General features: G+C 41.0%; 22 protein-coding genes and 1 pseudogene. 8 read left to right on the forward strand and 15 right to left on the reverse strand.

The genetic code is table 11. From position 1 onward, the window contains the following. The first annotated feature begins 101 nt into the window (after positions 1 to 101). From CDZ78_RS22110 to CDZ78_RS14095, 4 genes are all read left to right on the forward strand, one after another. Entirely contained in the window at positions 102 to 275 is a 174-nt protein-coding gene (locus tag CDZ78_RS22110; RefSeq protein ID WP_167374312.1) for a hypothetical protein, read from the forward strand. Positions 276 to 435: 160 nt separating this feature from the next. Beyond that, positions 436 to 879, forward strand: a complete 444-nt coding sequence (locus CDZ78_RS14090) for a DinB/UmuC family translesion DNA polymerase (protein ID WP_244559256.1) — start codon at positions 436 to 438, stop codon at positions 877 to 879. Further along, entirely contained in the window at positions 870 to 1,097 is a 228-nt protein-coding gene (locus CDZ78_RS23245) for a DUF4113 domain-containing protein (protein ID WP_230990878.1), read from the forward strand. Before CDZ78_RS14090 ends, CDZ78_RS23245 begins: the two co-directional genes overlap by 10 nt. A 109-nt stretch (positions 1,098 to 1,206) precedes the next feature. Further along, a complete protein-coding gene (locus tag CDZ78_RS14095) occupies positions 1,207 to 2,208 on the forward strand; it encodes a peptidoglycan DD-metalloendopeptidase family protein (RefSeq protein ID WP_244559257.1) in 1,002 nt (333 codons plus the stop codon). Between the two features lie 67 nt (positions 2,209 to 2,275). On the opposite strand, the gene CDZ78_RS14100 is transcribed toward CDZ78_RS14095, so the two are convergent. The 9 genes from CDZ78_RS14100 to CDZ78_RS14135 all read right to left on the reverse strand — a co-directional run bounded on the left by CDZ78_RS14100 (position 2,276) and on the right by CDZ78_RS14135 (position 9,738). Beyond that, the gene (locus CDZ78_RS14100) at positions 2,276 to 2,698 is read right to left on the reverse strand and encodes a hypothetical protein (RefSeq protein WP_087870581.1); all 423 of its coding nucleotides are present in this window, start codon (positions 2,696 to 2,698) and stop codon (positions 2,276 to 2,278) included. 11 nt (positions 2,699 to 2,709) lie between these two features. After that, a complete protein-coding gene (locus CDZ78_RS14105; protein ID WP_244559258.1) occupies positions 2,710 to 3,366 on the reverse strand; it encodes a lysophospholipid acyltransferase family protein in 657 nt (218 codons plus the stop codon). A gap of 76 nt (positions 3,367 to 3,442) precedes the next feature. Next, entirely contained in the window at positions 3,443 to 3,988 is a 546-nt protein-coding gene (gene gmhB / locus CDZ78_RS14110; protein ID WP_087870583.1) for a D-glycero-beta-D-manno-heptose 1,7-bisphosphate 7-phosphatase, read from the reverse strand. Next, positions 3,988 to 6,057, reverse strand: coding sequence for a glycine--tRNA ligase subunit beta (gene glyS, locus CDZ78_RS14115; protein ID WP_087870584.1), 2,070 nt, complete (start codon positions 6,055 to 6,057; stop codon positions 3,988 to 3,990). Before glyS ends, gmhB begins: the two co-directional genes overlap by 1 nt. Continuing rightward, positions 6,054 to 6,974 (reverse strand): glycine--tRNA ligase subunit alpha, encoded by a 921-nt coding sequence (glyQ, locus tag CDZ78_RS14120; RefSeq protein WP_174664582.1) that lies wholly within the window; start codon positions 6,972 to 6,974, stop codon positions 6,054 to 6,056. The genes glyS and glyQ overlap by 4 nt, the downstream gene beginning before the upstream one ends. Before the next feature lie 133 nt (positions 6,975 to 7,107). Then, the gene (gene msrQ, locus CDZ78_RS14125) at positions 7,108 to 7,740 is read right to left on the reverse strand and encodes a protein-methionine-sulfoxide reductase heme-binding subunit MsrQ (RefSeq protein WP_087870586.1); all 633 of its coding nucleotides are present in this window, start codon (positions 7,738 to 7,740) and stop codon (positions 7,108 to 7,110) included. Continuing rightward, positions 7,740 to 8,375 carry a protein-methionine-sulfoxide reductase catalytic subunit MsrP gene (gene msrP, locus CDZ78_RS14130; RefSeq protein WP_307190502.1) on the reverse strand — a complete coding sequence of 212 codons (636 nt, stop codon included), beginning with the start codon at positions 8,373 to 8,375 and terminating at the stop codon, positions 7,740 to 7,742. The genes msrQ and msrP overlap by 1 nt, the downstream gene beginning before the upstream one ends. Then, positions 8,347 to 8,553 (reverse strand): hypothetical protein, encoded by a 207-nt coding sequence (locus CDZ78_RS24105; protein WP_307190503.1) that lies wholly within the window; start codon positions 8,551 to 8,553, stop codon positions 8,347 to 8,349. The genes msrP and CDZ78_RS24105 overlap by 29 nt, the downstream gene beginning before the upstream one ends. A gap of 408 nt (positions 8,554 to 8,961) precedes the next feature. Continuing rightward, on the reverse strand, positions 8,962 to 9,738 hold the full coding sequence (locus CDZ78_RS14135; protein WP_087870587.1) for an exodeoxyribonuclease III: 777 nt from the start codon (positions 9,736 to 9,738) through the stop codon (positions 8,962 to 8,964). Between the two features lie 97 nt (positions 9,739 to 9,835). On the opposite strand from CDZ78_RS14135, the gene rpmE reads away from it, so the two are divergent. Beyond that, positions 9,836 to 10,036, forward strand: coding sequence for a 50S ribosomal protein L31 (gene rpmE / locus CDZ78_RS14140; protein WP_087870588.1), 201 nt, complete (start codon positions 9,836 to 9,838; stop codon positions 10,034 to 10,036). Between the two features lie 51 nt (positions 10,037 to 10,087). Continuing rightward, on the forward strand, positions 10,088 to 11,377 hold the full coding sequence (locus CDZ78_RS14145) for a citrate synthase (RefSeq protein WP_087870589.1): 1,290 nt from the start codon (positions 10,088 to 10,090) through the stop codon (positions 11,375 to 11,377). A gap of 212 nt (positions 11,378 to 11,589) precedes the next feature. Here the strand turns inward: CDZ78_RS14145 and CDZ78_RS14150 are convergent, their stop codons facing one another. Then, on the reverse strand, positions 11,590 to 13,920 hold the full coding sequence (locus CDZ78_RS14150; protein WP_087870590.1) for a penicillin-binding protein 1A: 2,331 nt from the start codon (positions 13,918 to 13,920) through the stop codon (positions 11,590 to 11,592). A 986-nt stretch (positions 13,921 to 14,906) separates the two neighbouring features. On the opposite strand from CDZ78_RS14150, the gene CDZ78_RS14155 reads away from it, so the two are divergent. Together CDZ78_RS14155 and CDZ78_RS14160 are read left to right on the forward strand one after the other, a co-directional pair. Then, complete coding sequence (locus CDZ78_RS14155) at positions 14,907 to 15,170, forward strand: helix-turn-helix domain-containing protein (RefSeq protein ID WP_087870591.1); 264 nt, start codon at positions 14,907 to 14,909, stop codon at positions 15,168 to 15,170. 112 nt (positions 15,171 to 15,282) lie between these two features. Further along, a complete protein-coding gene (locus tag CDZ78_RS14160; RefSeq protein WP_167374314.1) occupies positions 15,283 to 15,753 on the forward strand; it encodes a caspase family protein in 471 nt (156 codons plus the stop codon). 193 nt (positions 15,754 to 15,946) lie between these two features. Here CDZ78_RS14160 and CDZ78_RS14165 read toward each other — a convergent pair. The 5 genes and pseudogenes from CDZ78_RS14165 to CDZ78_RS14185 all read right to left on the reverse strand — a co-directional run. Continuing rightward, positions 15,947 to 16,258: pseudogene (locus tag CDZ78_RS14165) on the reverse strand (ketol-acid reductoisomerase); the annotation flags it as partial. Between the two features lie 205 nt (positions 16,259 to 16,463). Next, positions 16,464 to 16,643 carry a DUF2442 domain-containing protein gene (locus tag CDZ78_RS14170; protein WP_087870593.1) on the reverse strand — a complete coding sequence of 60 codons (180 nt, stop codon included), beginning with the start codon at positions 16,641 to 16,643 and terminating at the stop codon, positions 16,464 to 16,466. Further along, positions 16,624 to 16,752, reverse strand: coding sequence for a DUF4160 domain-containing protein (locus CDZ78_RS24350; RefSeq protein WP_167374315.1), 129 nt, complete (start codon positions 16,750 to 16,752; stop codon positions 16,624 to 16,626). The genes CDZ78_RS14170 and CDZ78_RS24350 overlap by 20 nt, the downstream gene beginning before the upstream one ends. A gap of 22 nt (positions 16,753 to 16,774) precedes the next feature. Continuing rightward, a complete protein-coding gene (locus CDZ78_RS14180; protein ID WP_087870595.1) occupies positions 16,775 to 17,161 on the reverse strand; it encodes a type II toxin-antitoxin system VapC family toxin in 387 nt (128 codons plus the stop codon). After that, positions 17,134 to 17,270, reverse strand: a 137-nt coding sequence (locus tag CDZ78_RS14185; protein ID WP_140414075.1) for a transposase, incomplete at its 5' end; no start/stop codon positions are given. The genes CDZ78_RS14185 and CDZ78_RS14180, both read right to left, overlap by 28 nt.

Here is a 17,270-nt window from a genome sequence, read left to right on the forward strand (position 1 = left end):
AGGAATGTGCACGAAATAACTTCCTGAAGCAGCCAAGCTTGAATAATGAAATATCTCCCCTAAATTAAGGTTATCTTAATTTATTACTCAGTGGTTGTCTTATGTCATTTCCTTATAAAAAAAATATCGAAAAGTCGATGAAGAAATTTTATGACTCACTTTGTGAAAAAAATAAGCGACGGTATGCCGCCATTGAAAGTGAAAAATTATCTCATGGTGGCGTTAACTATATTTCAGCTTTATTACTGAAGTTTCCCAATAATTATTTATGGTAAAATTGAAACTATGCTACAACTATATGAAAAAAATAGTCTTTTCATTCGTTTCAAATGCTATTGCCTAAGGGGAATTAAGTAGGGGTTTGCTATAAACATGGCAAAACCACCTAAAATAAACCTCGATACACCAGCATTGTGTATTTCAGCTACTCAATAATTGGGAAACTTCAGTTTAGCAATACAGCCAGTAGAAAGCATACAAGGACAATTTAATATTGTGACAGCCAGAACCGTGCTGGAATTAAATGGTGTGGCCTGTTTTTCACTGGAAGATATTATTCCTGAGAAGCAACAGATTGTGTGTTCACGTAGCTTTAAAAAACGGCTAAGTCAATATCATGAGCTGGCAGAAGCATTAGCCAGTTTTAGTAGTAGAGCCGCAGAAAAATTGCGCCAACAACAGTCCGTTGCTGGCTCTATCAGTGTTTTTATCAGAACTAATGCGCATAATGATAATGAGCCACAGTACCAGCGATCAATCCGAATGGTGCTTCATCAGGCGACTAGCGATACTAGAGAAATTATCAGCATAGCAAAAAAAAACTGTTGCAGGAAATATTTAAAGCAGGTTATCGTTATCAGAAATGTGGTGTGGCTATAGGGCTCATTCAGCCTGCAGCAATGCCGAGCCAGGCAGATCTTTTTGACTTGCCAGAAAATCAGCATAATAAAACTAATGAGCTAATGCTCACGATGGATAAAATTAATCAACGCTTTCCCAAAGGTATTGCTGTCAGTGCTACGCAAATGGGGAATAGCTGGCAAAGCCAGGTAGAGTATAAGTCGCGGAACTATACGACGGACTGGATGAATTGCTGATGGTAAAATGTCATTAAGCAAGGAATAGTAGCTATATAAAATATAGCTTATTTATATTGATTCTAGTGTATATGCTGATGGTTATTGGGGTTATTAATAGGGAAGCATGATGAAGACTAAATATGAACTAAATAATACTCTAAAGGTGAATGTGGCTATGTCTATTCTGCTAAAAAGTCTGGTAATTTTATCTTTATGTTTGTTGAGTATGCCGGGTGAAGCAAAAAAACTATATAAATATCAGGATGAAAAAGGGCGTTGGCATTATACCGATAAAGCGCCATCAGCTTTGCAAAGTAAAGAATTCAAGGTGGAAGTTCGGCAATTAAAGGTCGCGACTAAGCAACGTGTTCAGCTAAATCAGATAGGTGAAAAAAGACAGCCGGAATTTGTTATTAGAAATGATTATTTTGGTCCGATAGAAGTCGAAGTTGTTTTTGCGGAACAGGAAAATGTACAGGCAGCGCCAGCATTACCAAGAAAGTTTGTGATTCAGCCTGGTGTTTCCGAAACGTTGTTTGAACTGGGGGCAGTGAATGAGTTTCAAGGTTGGCGGTATGCTCTTAGTTATCGTTATTCGCTAGGTGAGCCATCAGCACAGCATGATGCGCAGGCAATCTATTACCCGCCATTTGCCAGTTACAGGAAATTTCAAATCAGCCAGGCTTTTAATGGTCAGTTTTCTCATACTGATGAGCAAAATAAATATGCAGTAGATTTGTCGATGCCAGAAGGCTCTGAGATTCACTCTGCTAGAGCAGGAGTCGTTATGAGCCTGGAAAATGATTATTTTAAAGGGGGCACGGATAAGCAGGCTTATAAATCGCGAGCTAATAGTATAAGGATTTTACACGATGACGGCTCGATGGCCGTTTATGCGCATTTACAAGTAGATCGGGCACAAGTCTATGCGGGAATGCGGGTTAGGGCCGGGCAATTAATTGCTTATTCGGGTAATACGGGTTTTAGTTCGGGGCCGCATTTACATTTTGCTGTGCAAGTGAATCAAGGGATGAATCTGGTGTCCGTACCTTTTAGGTTTAGTGATAGGCAGAGAAAGCTATCTGAGCCTAAAGCCGGGCAATGGCTATCAGGTTTTGTGGTGGATTAGTGATAAGTCAGGTTACATTTGTATAAAATGTAACCTGACTTTCATATCGCTATGATTGTGTTAATTTTTATTCGGCGTCTGTTGCTTCTTCTTCTGCTTGGGCATCTAATGCGCGGTTAGTCACGGTAGAGATACATTCTAAGTAGCTTTCAGAATAATTTCTATGTGCATCTGCCAGGCCTCTGGCTGAGCCAAAGCTTTCGCGTAACTCGTTTAAGACTTCTTCAGGATTTTTTGAAGTTTTAACAGCAATCATTTTGGTATAGCCTTTATAAGCATCTTTACGCATTGGCTCAAAGGGTGCGAATCCAGCCATTTTTTTTGAGGATAACTCAACAATACACTCTGTTACGCTTTCAGGGTCGAGATGATAGGATTTAATATCCGCGTCATTGCTGATTTGCTCGAACACTGTTTGGCGGTATTCATCTTTTTCGCTGCAAGCGGCTAGAGCCAAGACTGAAAGGCTAATAATTAATATCTTTTTCATAGGTTCAAATTTTAAAGTGTATGTGTTGTAGTTTCAATTTTTCGCATGGTATTGTTAATCCAGGCTTCTGCTTCAGCATTAATGTCTTTGCTTTTTCTGTCTTTAACAGTAATAACAGAGCCAATTTTTACCTGAATAACCCCCGGATATTTTACAAAACTATTGCGTGGCCAGAATTCACCGGCATTATGGGCAATAGGAACAATTGGATAGCCAGTGCGCTGAGCAAGCAGGCTGCCGCTAGCACTGAATTTTCCTTGTTCACCTGGAGCCATTCTAGTACCTTCGGGAAACATGACTATCCAGTAGCCTTCCTGTAAGCGTTTTGCTCCTTGTTTTAATAATTGCGATAGTGCTTGTTTAGGGCTAGAGCGATCAATAGCAATGGGTTTTAAGGTAGCCATTGCCCAGCCCCAGAACGGTATCCAGAGTAAGGATTTTTTCAGTAAAATACTGGATGGGGGTAGTATTGCCATTAAAAAAATAGTTTCCCAGGCAGACTGATGTTTACATAAGATAATAGCATTGTGATCTTGAGTAATATTTTCCAGGCCAGACACCTGATAACTTAAGCCGCAGATTGCCTTAGTCATAAACATGACATAGGTCCCCCAGAACGAAGCTAGTTTATATTGCAGAGAATACGGCAGTAATACAGCAACCAGCATTAATAGCCCTATAATTATTGTGGCCGCAAGTACCATAATAAATAAACAACAAGAGCGGCAATAAAGTAGAAGCCGGCTACTTTGATAAGATATATTCTGCTGCGTCATAAAGATTCTCGAAAGTAGGAATGTTTAAATCAGGGTTGGCGGCTAATGTTTTTTCGCCATTCCCTGTTTTAACTAATAGGGGTTTTGCACCGGCAGCAATACCCGCCTCAATATCGCGTAAGGAATCACCGATAAAATAAATATCATCTAAGGCTACATTTGCATCCTGGCTAAATTGGAGCAGCATGCCGGGCTTGGGCTTTCGGCAGTCGCAACCTGCATCAGGCAGATGAGGGCAGTAATAAATATGGTTGATTTTGCCGCCCACCGCTTCTGTCAGGCGGGCCATTTTACGGTGCATGTCAGTTAATATGGCATCACTATATAAACCACGCCCGACACCGGACTGATTAGTAATCACAACGACTTGATAGCCATTTCTGTGTAATAAGGCAATGGCTTCAAGGCTATTGTCGATCGGGAGCCACTCATCAGGTGATTTAATAAAATTACCTGAATCGTGATTAATGACCCCGTCACGATCCAGTAATACATATTTTTTAGCCTGTGCCATTAGCTTTGTAGTTTTGATATGTCAGCTATTTGTAAAAATAATGTTGATAACTTAGTGAGTAATGCCAATCGACTAGCGCGTAGCTCTAAATCATCACACATAACCATGACATCATCAAAAAAGCGATCAACATCTGTACGTAAATCAGCCAGACGGTTTAACGCAGCCTGGTAATCCGCTGCAGCTAATAGCGGTGTCACATCCTTTTCTGCCTGTTCAGCGGAGGCTAATAAACTAATTTCAGCGGGTTCCACTAATTGACCTATCGTGGCAGACGCTTGATCAGCTGATTTTTTCAGGATATTAGCAATACGCTTATTGGCGGCGGCCAGACTTTCCGCTTCTGGCAAGGCTCTAAACTTCTGCACGGCTTGCAATCTACGCTGAAAATCATAAGGCTCAGGGGGTAAAATTGCCAGTACTGCAGCATATTCATCTGCTGTATAGCTATGCTCCAGGCTATAGCTTTTTAAGCGCTCATAGGTAAAGGTGATTAATAATTTGCGTGTTTTTTGTACATCAAATTCATGGGTGAATTGTTGCAGGGCAAAATCAAGACAGGCAATTAAGTTAATTTCCAGTTTATTTTCAATAATGGTTCTTAGAGCTCCTAGTGCTGCACGCCTTAAAGCATAAGGGTCTTTGTCACCACTAGGAATTAAACCTGCACTAAAAATACCACTGAGTGTATCTATTTTCTCCGCAATCGAAAGGACCTGGCCCGTGCTGCTAGTGGCAGTCGTGCTGCCCGAACCTTTAGGGTAATACTGTTCTTCAATTGCTTGTGCCACCTCAGCTGATTCACCATCAGCCAGAGCATAATAGCGCCCCATTAGACCTTGCAAGCTACCGAACTCTTCAACCATATTAGTGACTAGATCAGTTTTTGCCAGTTTAGCAGCACGAATTACCTGGTCTGGATCGATACCGATGCTATTGGCAATAAACTCAGCTAATTTTTCTACACGCAGTGATTTATCTGCCAGGCTACCCAGTTTTTTCTGAAAAACTATATTAGTTAGCTGATCCATACGCTCTTCAAGGCGTAGTTTACGATCCTGATTCCAGAAGAATTCGGCATCGGCTAGGCGCGGCATCACTACGCGTTCATTTCCTTGCTGAATAGAGATAGGGTTCTTGCTCTCAATATTACTAAAGGTAATAAAGTGGGCGAGTAATTCACCTTGCGTATTTTTGACCGGAAAATATTTCTGGTTAATTTGCATGGTCGTAATCAGCACTTCATCGGGTAACGCTAGATAGCGTGTGTCGAAACTGCCGGTAATGGGGACAGGAAACTCATTTAGTGCAGCAATTTCTTCTAATAAGTCTTCTTCAATATGGGCAATGCCTCCGACAGCAGAAGCGGCGCTATTGGCTGCATCACGTATGATTTGCATGCGCTGGCTAAAGTCAGCAATAACTTTACCCTGATTAAGTAAGATACTTGCATAACTTTCAGGCGCGTCAATCGTAATCGCTGCTGGTGCATGAAAGCGGTGCCCATGTGTAGTGTTACCAGTGTTTAAGCCTAAGATTTCAGTTTTAATGATATTGTTACCGTACATCAATACTGCCCAATGCACCGGGCGTACAAATTCAGTATTAGAAGTTCCCCAGCGCATACGTTTCGCGATGGGTAATTGGGTAATGCTTTTGGCAATAATGTCTGGGATTAAAGCGACACTCGCCTGGCCTTTCACTTGTTGAGTAAAGCTTAGCCATTCACCCTTATCAGTTTTTAACGTGCTTAGTTGTTCTACTGTTGTGCCGCAGCTTTTGGCAAAACCCTGGCAGGCTTTGCTTGGCTGGCCCTCTGCATCAAAAGCAGCCTGTACCGCGGGACCTCGTTTTTCTATGCTCTTATCGGCTTGTGCGCTAACTAGACCTTTAATTAAAACGGCAAGGCGGCGAGGGGTGGCGTAAGCAATACATTCGCCAAAATTTAAATCAGCTTGTGTTAGTCCTTGCTGAATATTTTCCAGCAAAGCATCACTGAGTTTCCGTAAGGAAGCAGGAGGTAATTCTTCGCAACCTAATTCAAACAACAGATATTGAGTATCGCTCATGCTGTCTCTCCGGTTGCTTTTAGCATAGGAAAGCCAAGTGCTTCACGCCGTGCATAATAAGTCTTGGCAACTGCTTTAGACATATTTCTTACTCGTAGAATATAGCGCTGGCGTTCGGTAACAGAAATGGCATGACGAGCATCAAGCAGGTTAAATGTGTGTGATGCTTTAAGTACCATTTCATAAGCGGGTAATGCTAGGCCTTGTTCAATTAATTTGGCTGACTCAGCTTCGTAGGTATCAAAGCAAGTAAACAGAAAATCAACTTTAGCGTGATCAAAGTTATACTCTGACATTTCCACTTCATTTTGATGAAATACATCGCCATAAGTGACAACACCTTGAGGGCCTTTAGACCAGACTAAGTCATACACACTTTTTACACCTTGAATATACATTGCGATGCGCTCAAGACCATAGGTTAATTCACCCGTCACAGGGCGACATTCTAGCCCGCCAACTTGCTGGAAATAAGTAAACTGTGAGACTTCCATGCCGTTTAACCAGACTTCCCAGCCTAATCCCCATGCACCTAGAGTCGGAGATTCCCAGTTGTCTTCAACAAAGCGCACGTCGTGTTCTAATAAATCCAGGCCAAGGTGGCGCAAAGAACCAAGGTATAGTTCCTGTATATCATCTGGTGACGGTTTTAGTACTACTTGAAATTGATAATAATGTTGCAAGCGGTTAGGGTTTTCGCCATAACGGCCATCGGTAGGGCGGCGGGAAGGTTGCACATAAGCAGCATTCCAGGGCTCGGGGCCAATTGCGCGTAAAAATGTGGCAGGGTGAAATGTTCCGGCACCAACTTCTAAATCAAGCGGTTGTAATAAAACACAACCTTGTTCTGACCAATAGTTTTGTAAAGCAAGGATAAGCCCTTGAAATGTAGATAAATCGTTATTTGAACTGGACACTATATCGAAGTTGTTTAAGCGAAAAAATTTGTCAATTATAGCTTAAAAATAATACGCTGGTATGAGTAAAAGGAAAATGTCGCAATAGAGGAAGTAAGCTGGCCAAAATTTGCTTAGGAAAAGATTAGTTTTTCTATGTTTTGACGATGTTATGTGGTCGTTTACTTGAGGCTGACTTTCTTTTTAAATAAGAGAAGATACGGGCACTTAGTAGTATAAATATTATGCTGGCATACAGAAGGGGATCACTAATATCGGATTTTACTAACCAGAGGTAATGAATAACCGCACTGATATTCGCGACATAAACTAATCTATGTAATTGTATCCAGCGCTTACCTAAGTATTTTTGCATTGCTTTTGTTGAGGTAAATGCCAGAGGAATGAGTAATAAATAGGTAAAAATCCCAAGTAGAATATAGGGGCTTTTAGGTACTTCATCAATCAATGCTTCCCAGGATAATGATAAATCAAGAACAATGTAAACAGTTAAATGCATAGTGGCATAAAAAAAGGCATATAGCCCTATCATGCGCCTAAAGCGCACAGGCCAGCTCTGTTTTAAGGTTTTTTTTAGGGGAGTTAATGCCAGGCCTATACAAAGAAAGCGCAAGGCCCAGTCACCTAAGCTAAAGTGCAGTTCTTGTATCGGGTTTGCGCCTAATCGATCTTGAAGGGTTGCATTAACTAGCAGTAGAAAAGGGCTTAGGCTTAGCAAAAAAATAATGATTTTTATCAGTGCCCAGCCCTTTTTGGGAATACGCATTAGAAATATTTTTTCAGATCCATTCCTGAATAAAGAGAGGCAACTTGCTCTTCGTAGCCATTAAACATTTCCGTTTTACGCTTTGGGGTAAATATGCTGGCTCCAAGAATACGCTCTCTGCTTTGGCTCCATCGGGGATGGGCAACAGCTGGATTGACGTTGGCGTAAAAACCGTACTCGCCAGGGGCCATTTTATTCCATGCCGTAGCTGGCATGGTTTCAGTAAAGCGAATTTTGACAATAGCTTTAATGCTTTTAAATCCGTATTTCCACGGGATGACTAAACGCAAGGGTGCGCCGTTTTGATTGGGTAATGTATCGTCATACATGCCTGTTGCCATAAATGCCAAGGGGTGCATGGCTTCATCCATGCGTAAACCTTCGACATAAGGCCAGCCTAGCGCCTTTGTTTTTTGGCCTATCATCACTTCAGGGTCATAGAGTGTGGTGAATTTAACAAATTTCGCTTTTGATGAGGGTTGGAATTGTTTTAGCATTGCGCCTAATGGGAAGCCTATCCAGGGTACAGCCATGGACCATGCTTCTAGACAGCGGAACCGGTAAATGCGTTCTTCAAGTGAATTATTTTTTAATATATCTTCTAAATTAAATACACCTGTTTTTTTCTGCCTCACCTTCAACCGTTACATTCCATGGGCTGGTTTTAAGCTTTTTTGCTAAAACGGTGGAGTCTTTTTTGTTGGTGCTGAACTCATAGTAATTGGTGTAATTGGCTGCATCTTCGTAGTCGGTGACTTTTAGCGAGGCTGAGTAAGGCCCAGCTGGAATATGCGCATATTTTTTCCTGTGCATTGACAGAGCCGGGAAGTAACGATGCGATAGAGATTCCGGCTGCAGCCTTTATGATTTTGCGCCTATTTATAAAAATAGCTTTATCAGTAATTTCACCACTTAAAATAGGTGTTTTTTCCTTAATTAACATGCGTATATCTCCCTGTTTTGTGCTATCAAATTGATAGATTTAATAATAGCTGTCAGCCTTTGTAAACGCAACTCTTAATTTAGGAGGCTGGTGTTGTAGGGCTGACATAAGTAAAGTAGCTATATCAACAATGCTCATGCATTGTAATTACACAGGCAAGGGCTTCGCATGCAGGGGTGTTAAATCAGTCTTTTCAATTGCAGGCTAAAGACTGGTGTCGCATTTTAATGTGTGAAAGTTATTCCGGGTGTGCTTAGGTGATGTAAATATTTGTATTTTTATTTTAGTGAATAATCATAGTCCATAATTAAAGGAGCATGATCTGAAAAACGCTCATCTTTATAGATCGATGCGGATAGTACCTTGTCTTGTAGGTGTTCGCTTATCACCTGGTAATCAATTCGCCAGCCTACATTTTTTGCCCATGCCTGCCCGCGATTTGACCACCAGGTGTATTGGTCTGGCTCTTGATTAATGCTTCTAAAACCATCAGCCCAGAGTTCCTGGGTAAATAACTGGTCTAGCCAGGCTCGTTCTTCAGGTAAAAATCCTGAGTTTTTTTGGTTAGCCTTCCAGTTTTTTAAGTCAATTTCTTTGTGCGCGATATTCCAGTCGCCACAAATAATAAAGTCACGCTCGCTTTTTGCTTTTTCCTGTAAAATCGGCATAAAGCGATCCATTACGCTGTATTTGAAGGTTTGGCGTTCTTCCTTGGAGGAGCCTGAAGGGAGGTAGAGAGAGATAACGCTGAGCTTGCCTATTTGTATTTCTAAATAACGTCCTTCGCTGTCTATATCATCAAAACCCATACCCACGATGACGTTGTCGGGGTGATGTTTGCTGTAAATAGCAACCCCGCTATAACCTTTTTTCTCTGCGCTATGGTAATAGCAATGGTAGCCATTGGGTCTGAATGCATCGGCGATCAGTTGTTCAGGTTGTGCCTTTGTTTCCTGTATACAGACTACGTCAGCGTCTTGTTTTGCTAGCCAGGGGAAAAAACCTTTACGCTCTGCAGCGCGAATGCCGTTAGTATTTATTGAGATAATGCGCATAAAATTAAGATAGTTACTTGCAGTAATTGGAACAAAGCAGTATTATACTCTGTTCAAAATTGTATGTTAGTCGATTTTTCGACGTGTAAAGGTCATTATGAAACCAGAAATTCACCCAGAATATAAACAAATAACCGTAAGTTGCGGTTGTGGAAATGAGTTTGTTACAGGCTCGGTCTTGGATAAAGATTTACATATTGAGGTATGTTCTTCTTGTCATCCGTTTTATACAGGTAAGCAGCGTGTCGTTGATACAGCTGGACGTGTAGATAAATTCCGTAAGCGTTATAGCAAATAACTGCATGAGATTAGGCTAGTCTAGTCCTTAATCAAAACATTAGGAAACATCATGGCTCAAGAGACTCTGACGTTAAGAAATAACTCTACAGGCAAGGAAGTAGAATTTTCTTTGCTAAAGGGAACTGTTGGTACACCCGTTGTTGATGTAAGTACTTTGCATAAACAAATGGGCTTGTTTACTTATGATCCTGGCTTTATGTCAACGGCAAGTTGCAAGAGTGCAATCACCTATATTGATGGTGAGCAAGGTATCTTGCTCTATAGAGGTTATCCGATAGATCAGTTAGCTGAAAAATGCTCGTTTCTTGAGGTCGCTTACTTATTGATGAATGGCGAGCTAGGTAATAAGGAAGAGCAGGCAGTTTTTGAGCATGAAATTGGGCAGCATGCCATGCTGCATGAAGCAATGCGCAGTTTTATTGATGGCTTCCATTATGATGCGCACCCGATGGCTATAATGGTGGGGATCGTTGGCTCTTTGTCGGCGTTTTATCATAGTGAGCTGAATATGGATGACCCTGAACATCGCCGTATTTCAGCAATGCGTATGCTGGCAAAAATGCCGGTGATCGCTGCGGCTTGTTATCGTCATTCAATTGGTTATCCTTATGTTTATCCGCGCTCTGACTTGAGCTATTGTGAAAATTTTCTGAATATGATGTTTTCATTGCCATCTCAGAAGTATATAGAGAAAGATAATTATATTGATCCTGTTGCGGTCAAAGCCTTGAACCTGTTATTTATTCTGCACGCGGATCATGAGCAGAATGCTAGTACTTCAACTGTACGTTTAGCAAGTAGTACAGGTGCAAATCCCTATGCCTGTATTGCTGCGGGAATTGCTGCGCTTTGGGGGCCTGCTCATGGTGGTGCCAACGAAGCTGTTTTAAGTATGCTAGCGGAAATTGGTACTGTTGATAGGATTCCTGAGTATATAGAGAAAGCAAAGGATAAAAATGACCCTTTTCGTCTGATGGGTTTTGGTCATCGGGTCTATAAAAACTTTGATCCGAGAGCGACGATTATTCGTAAAGCGTGTTATGAAGTCCTAGAAAGTACTTCTGCTAAAGATCCTTTATTTGATTTGGCGTTGGCGCTGGAAGACTATGCATTGAAAGATGAATATTTTGTCGAGAAAAAGTTGTACCCAAATGTCGATTTTTATTCGGGGATTATTTATAAGGCTTTAAATATTCCTGTTGATATGTTTACCGTGATGTTTACCATTGCCCGTACTGCTGGCTGGGTATCTCACTGGCTGGAAATGATGGCGGAACCAGGACAGCGTATAGGAAGGCCTAGACAGGTTTATACAGGAAAAGATGTGCGTGATGTGTAGCTTATTACATTAGTGCGTAAGAAAAAAGCAGCCATTTGGCTGCTTTTTTTTGCCTAGAAGAAAGTGTAGGGCTGGGTGGAGATTTGATTAAGGGTGTAGAGGTCTGCTTGAGGACTGGGTAGAAGAGGCTTTAGCTGTGATTTAAAGCGCAGCTAAAGCTAAAGGCTTTCTATGTTGGTTATGATAAATAGGGGGGTAAATAGTGTCAGGAATTAAAATAATACTTCAGGCGCTACTTGTTCAGTAATATCTTGCTCATCATTTAGCTCGTTATCCTGTTCGTCAATAAGGGTAAGCTCGGTAGGAATAAATTCGTCTCTAAAGTATTCCCAGCTGCCAAGAGGCGACTCTTCTCTAGCTAATAGGCCGGTTTCTGGGTCAATTAGCACTTTGCTCATACCTTCCGGCATGATGAGTTCCTCTTCTATTGTGTCTTTAAGTGCGTAACGCATAAAATCAATCCACATGGGGAGCGCTGCTTTACCTCCGGTTTCCCAGCGACCAAGGCTTTTGGAGTTGTCTTGTCCTACCCAGGCTATGCCTACAATATCAGGCGTAAAGCCATTGAACCAGGCATCTTTTTGATCGTTAGTTGTGCCCGTTTTTCCTGCCAGGTCAGAGCGTTGTAGTGATTTAGCTTTCACGGCAGTGCCGCGCTGGACAACGTCACGTAATAGTGAATTCATTAAAAAATTTATTTGCTCAGAAATAATTCTAGGAGCAGTGCTATTTTCGCAATAGGGACAAGCGGTCAGTGGCTCCGCTTGAAATAGGATTTCGCCCGTATTGGATTCAATGCGATCTATAAAGTGAGGGGTAATTAAGAATCCGCCATTGGCAAAGACTGAATACATACGAGCCATTTGCAATGGCGAGGCGTAGCCGCTCCCTAATGCCAGAGATAGCTTTTGCGGGAGTTGTTTCTGTTGAAACCCAAAGCGTAGAGCTGTGTCAGTAATCGCGGGGATACCGATAGATCTTGTCAGGCGTATGGCGATTAAGTTACGAGATTTACGTAATGCTGTGCGCAGGCTGGTAGGGCCGTAAAATTTGTGGCTATAGTTTTCCGGTCGCCAGGCACTTTCTTCAGCAGGGTTTCTGGAGCTTACAATAGGGGCGTCATTGATCATGCTAGCACTAGTGTAACCGTATTCAAGGGCGCTGGTGTATATGATGGGTTTAAATCCCGAGCCAGGCTGACGTTTTGCCTGTGTGGCACGGTTATATTTATTGTTGAAATAAGCGTAGCCGCCAGATAGAGCTAAAACAGCTCCATTTTTAGGGTCTAATGCAACAAAAGCACTTTCCGCTTGTGGGATTTGCGCGAGTCGCCATTTTTTGTTTTGTTGTCTGACACGAATAGTGTCGTCTAGGTCGATAATATCGAGATATGAGTTTATAGTTTCTTTTTTCTGGGTCTTGGGGGTGTATTTTGTGCTCCAGGGACTGTCCTCCCATAGCAGAGTGATGGTTGTGCCATCTTTAAATTTAGCGCTAAGTTGTTGCTTGTTAATTTGAGTGACCTGGGCGGGAAATGTTGCGCCTGTGTTGTAGCTTGATTTTAAGGGAAGTTTTTGTTTTTTATTGATTCGGTAGCTATGGCGCTCATCGAATTGGTGTAGGTTTGAGCGTAAAGTTGTAACGGCGATATTTTGCAAGTCAGATTTTAGTGTTGTATAAACTTTTAGGCCAGTAGTGTACGCAGTGTCCTCGTCATATAGATTAAGAATTTCATTGCGCACCATTTCTGCAATATAAGGCGCATAGAGCTCTCTTTGGGTGGTATAGGAGTTAGCTGTAATGAGTGCTGCAATGGCGCTGTTGTATTCTTGTTGATTTATGTAATGTGAATCTAACATGCGGGAGAGCACGTAATTGCGACGGATTAAGGCGCGTTGTGGGTTGGCGATAGGATTGTAGCGAGAGGGGGCTTTAGGTAAGCCTGCAATCATACCGAGTTCGGCGAGTGTTAGTTGTGTCAGGGGGCGGTCATAATAGATTTCAGATGCTGCTGCTATGCCGTAAGCGCGCTGTCCCAGATAAATTTTATTAAGATAAAGTTCAAGAATTTCATTTTTGCTAAATTCTTGTTCAATTTGTATGGAAAGAATAATTTCTTTAAATTTCCGGGTGTAGGTTTTTTTATTGTTAAGCAAGAAATTTCGCGCAACTTGCATGGTAATAGTACTGCCGCCTTGTTTCTTTTTGCCTGTTAGAACTAGCTGTATGACTGCGCGAGTAAGCCCCTTGAAATCAATGCCAAAATGGGAGTAAAAAGCACCATCTTCAGCTGCTATAAAGGCATTAATTAGTTGCTTTGGGGTGTCGGATATACTAATGGGGTTACGAATTCTTTCGCCAAATTGTTCAATTAAGAGTCCGTCCTGGCTGTAGATATTTAAAGGTTGTTTATACTGGATGTTTCTGAGTACTTTGATGTCAGGAAGTTCTGAGCTTAGCTGCTGGTATGCAAAATAGCCAATGATAACACCCAGTATGGAGAAGGTAAGGAGGGCGGCTAAGGTCCATTTTAATATTCTCATTTAAACAGTATCGGTATTTTGTTGAATAAAATTAAGTTAGTGTTGCGTCTGAGTATAACGGAATTCTTGCGCATATATTATGCTAATAGATGTGTTGCAGTAAATTGTGTGACTCATGTAGAGCGAAGTTTTGGCCAAGGGTTGTAGCAATAAAGTGACTATGGCGGCACAATAGATATCACGTAAAGTATGAGTTTAAAGTGTATATTGGGTAACCTTTATATATGAAATTATATTATACTGATTATTTGACGGGGCATATTGTGTTAAATCTGTGCCAGGATTAGTATGATTTTTAAGGGTGACAGGGGTAATTGTTCGGCCTGTTATTTGTTAAGTAAATTATTCAGGACCTTGTAACAGGTGAAATAAATCGGGGCTATGTGTCTTTATAAGTGCTTATATCCGAGCAAAAAGCGAGTATATTTTAAAAAAATATAATAATAATTGTTGTTGTATAACAATATATTAGTTGGCTTCTGTGGTGTTTATCATTAAGTTTTATTTGCAGATGGTATGAAAATATTAAAAGATGGCTATACTTCTTACCTGAAGTTTCCTAGAAATTCATCAAGCGACCATGCGTAACAAAACGGTAATGTAGATTTGAAATGGGTAAAGTGATTTCTCATGCGATTGCATTCGTGCGGGCTCTTAACCGAAGGGGGGTAATGGCTTAAGCGAATGCCATTGGGGTCTTTAGCCCCGCCTGGTAGAATGCGGGGCTAAAGACCCCGCTTCCGAATTATAGTTGTTTACTTTATTTCGTGCTCGTTCCCAACTTCATATAAATCAATCGACTTATAGTCTTCTGTATATTTAGCCAATTACATGTAAATTGTTCTCATGATAGTAAAAATTGATGTTGTACTTGACAATTTATATGATATTAAATATAAATTAATAATAGATGAAAAATAGATAATGAAACTCTTGAAAAAAGCGAAGGTTTACCACTACGGCTCATCCTTTTACAGGGCTTGTCAATGGTGAAGAACGTCAGGCAAAAGCACAACTGGCACATCAAATTAATTAAAGAGCGAGGCATGAAACAGCAACAGGCCTCTAAATTACTCGGCAATACACAACCTGAAGTTTCTCAAATTGCCAACGGTCACTTATCTGGATTTACATTTGATAAGTTATATCGCTGTTTATATGCGCTTGATATGGATATTGAAATAACGATCAAAAAGCACATTTCTACAGGTAATATGGCAGGTATCCATGTGTTTAATCCTAACCTATAGCAGTAGCGATAGAGATAATTTTATTCCGGATAAATTCAGCTACATCACGACATGCCCTTTCACTCCTCTCTTTCTTAGATGGTTCTTTGGAAGGCAAATTAAATACTTTATTATGCTACGACTCACCTTATTATTCACTCTCTTATTACTTAGTGCCTGTGCTCAGAACAAGGCCAAAACAGTACCAGCAGAAACTGACAAGGACACAAATCGAGCCCTGATACGCCAGAACGATCTAAGAGAAACCAAACGTATAGCACTCATCATAGGCAATAGTGACTATGCCGGTGGCTATAGCGGTACGGCATTAAAAAACCCGGTCAATGACGAAAAAGATTTAGCTAAAAAGCTGAAGTCTCTAAACTTTAACCTAGTCAATAACAAAGCATTGCTGGATGCCAATAAACAACAGATAGAGCGAGCGGTTAAACTATTTACCCAGGAACTTAAACAAGGTAGCCTCGGTTTATTTTTCTATGCTGGGCATGGTATGCAGATCGATGGTATCAATTACCTTATACCATTGGATGCTGAGTTTAAGAGCAAAGCGGATGTTAAATACAATGCTGTTAATTTATACTAGAAACCTCCAATGGGTCGAAAGTTACGGTAGTTATTAAGTAAAAGTGCAATACTGCAGGTTAAAGAAGCATCTAAAAAATATCAGGTTTTGGTTAACTTGTTCTGTGCAGTCGTATAGGCTTTAGTATAAACAACAAGCATAAAAAAGCCCATCAAAGATGGGCTTTTTTGTTAACCTTATAACACAATAAATCTTAGTTTTTACCTTTATCAACAATCTGGTTTGCTGCAATCCAGGGCATCATCGCACGAAGTTTTGCACCAACAACTTCAATTGGATGCTCTGCATTCAGGCGGCGTTTGGCAGTCATTTCAGGGTAGTTAGTCATACCTTCCATGATAAATTTCTTGGCGTATTCACCTGTCCGGATGTTTTTCAGTGCTGCACGCATTGCTGCACGGCTTTCTTCGTTAATAACTTTAGGGCCAGTAACATACTCGCCATATTCAGCATTATTTGAAAATGAGTAGTTCATGTTTGCTATACCGCCTTCAAACATTAAATCAAAAAATTTTGGGGTCACACACAAATTTTGGGGTCCAAAGTTTTGGGGTCAGGTCTTTCTATGCCACATGGTTGTTTATCCGATTATATTTTAATACGCCGCGGAAAGACCCCGCTTTTCATTTGTGTTAACTACAGCTCTAATGATAACCAGAAAATAGACCCGCAACACTGAGATCTTCATCTATCTCAGGCCAGTGATCACCTTATCCATCGCCAAGCAACTCCCAATTAGCACGTTGTTGCTGAGTAGTTTGAGACAAGCTAGGAAACCAAACTAAAGGAGCCGATATTGTACGGCCACCAAGTAACTTAACAACTAAATCCGCGTCAGTACACTTTATTGTGTGGGCTTGCGGATGTAACTCAATTACTAAAGTATTCATTCCAAGCCTCCAAAAATGCTTCTCTATTTTCAGCAACAAGCTGCTGAAATTTGCGTATTTCTTTTGGTGAAAGTCGCGTTGAACTAACTAACGCTATCGGTTTAACCAAAATTTAGCGTGTTATGCCTTTGCTACCAGGTTGTTTGCACGTATTTATAATCTTGAATCTTTGAATCGCTAGTCACAAGTGGCGCTGAGTAATACCGAGCTAAGGCCGTAATAATTCGGTCGGCAAGGTCTGGATGAAAGTCTCCAGGCAGGCACACAGATTGCACCGCAATTTCATTATCAACGGGGATAAAATGCAGATTGTGTATGCTTGCAGCGACTCGTAACCACTCATCCAGTTCCATGGTCAAGGTTAAACGTCCTTTTTCAATTAACAAACTGATTTCCCAGACTGAAATTGATGATACAAGAATTTGCCCACCTTTTTTCTTTAATTCTTGCTCGATCGCTTTATGTGCCGGTTTGGACAGTTTTTCTGGCTCTATGTGAAATACAGTGGGTAGTCGAATTTTAACTTACCACAAAGAAAGTAAATCATATTGATAAAATTATTAATATTACGATAACCTCTTGCTCGTCGTTTGGCCAGTTGGACCTTGCTATTAATTCCCTCAAGAA

The organism is Bathymodiolus platifrons methanotrophic gill symbiont (assembly GCF_002189065.1).
Lineage (GTDB): Bacteria > Pseudomonadota > Gammaproteobacteria > Methylococcales > Methylomonadaceae > Methyloprofundus.

What these genes read in the sequence shown, in the direction of transcription:
- CDZ78_RS14105 (WP_244559258.1), bottom strand. Translation starts at nt 3,366, where the DNA reads ATGCTGGTTGCTGTATTACTGCCGTATTCTCTGCAATATAAACTAGCT.
- CDZ78_RS24105 (WP_307190503.1), bottom strand. Translation starts at nt 8,553, where the DNA reads ATGCACAGGAAAAAATATGCGCATATTCCAGCTGGGCCTTACTCAGCC.
- CDZ78_RS14100 (WP_087870581.1), bottom strand. Translation starts at nt 2,698, where the DNA reads ATGAAAAAGATATTAATTATTAGCCTTTCAGTCTTGGCTCTAGCCGCT.
- CDZ78_RS14170 (WP_087870593.1), bottom strand. Translation starts at nt 16,643, where the DNA reads ATGAATACTTTAGTAATTGAGTTACATCCGCAAGCCCACACAATAAAG.
- CDZ78_RS14145 (WP_087870589.1), top strand. Translation starts at nt 10,088, where the DNA reads ATGGCTCAAGAGACTCTGACGTTAAGAAATAACTCTACAGGCAAGGAA.
- rpmE (WP_087870588.1), top strand. Translation starts at nt 9,836, where the DNA reads ATGAAACCAGAAATTCACCCAGAATATAAACAAATAACCGTAAGTTGC.
- msrQ (WP_087870586.1), bottom strand. Translation starts at nt 7,740, where the DNA reads ATGCGTATTCCCAAAAAGGGCTGGGCACTGATAAAAATCATTATTTTT.
- CDZ78_RS14155 (WP_087870591.1), top strand. Translation starts at nt 14,907, where the DNA reads ATGGTGAAGAACGTCAGGCAAAAGCACAACTGGCACATCAAATTAATT.
- CDZ78_RS14160 (WP_167374314.1), top strand. Translation starts at nt 15,283, where the DNA reads ATGCTACGACTCACCTTATTATTCACTCTCTTATTACTTAGTGCCTGT.
- CDZ78_RS14150 (WP_087870590.1), bottom strand. Translation starts at nt 13,920, where the DNA reads ATGAGAATATTAAAATGGACCTTAGCCGCCCTCCTTACCTTCTCCATA.
- gmhB (WP_087870583.1), bottom strand. Translation starts at nt 3,988, where the DNA reads ATGGCACAGGCTAAAAAATATGTATTACTGGATCGTGACGGGGTCATT.
- CDZ78_RS14135 (WP_087870587.1), bottom strand. Translation starts at nt 9,738, where the DNA reads ATGCGCATTATCTCAATAAATACTAACGGCATTCGCGCTGCAGAGCGT.
- CDZ78_RS22110 (WP_167374312.1), top strand. Translation starts at nt 102, where the DNA reads ATGTCATTTCCTTATAAAAAAAATATCGAAAAGTCGATGAAGAAATTT.
- glyS (WP_087870584.1), bottom strand. Translation starts at nt 6,057, where the DNA reads ATGAGCGATACTCAATATCTGTTGTTTGAATTAGGTTGCGAAGAATTA.
- CDZ78_RS14095 (WP_244559257.1), top strand. Translation starts at nt 1,207, where the DNA reads ATGAAGACTAAATATGAACTAAATAATACTCTAAAGGTGAATGTGGCT.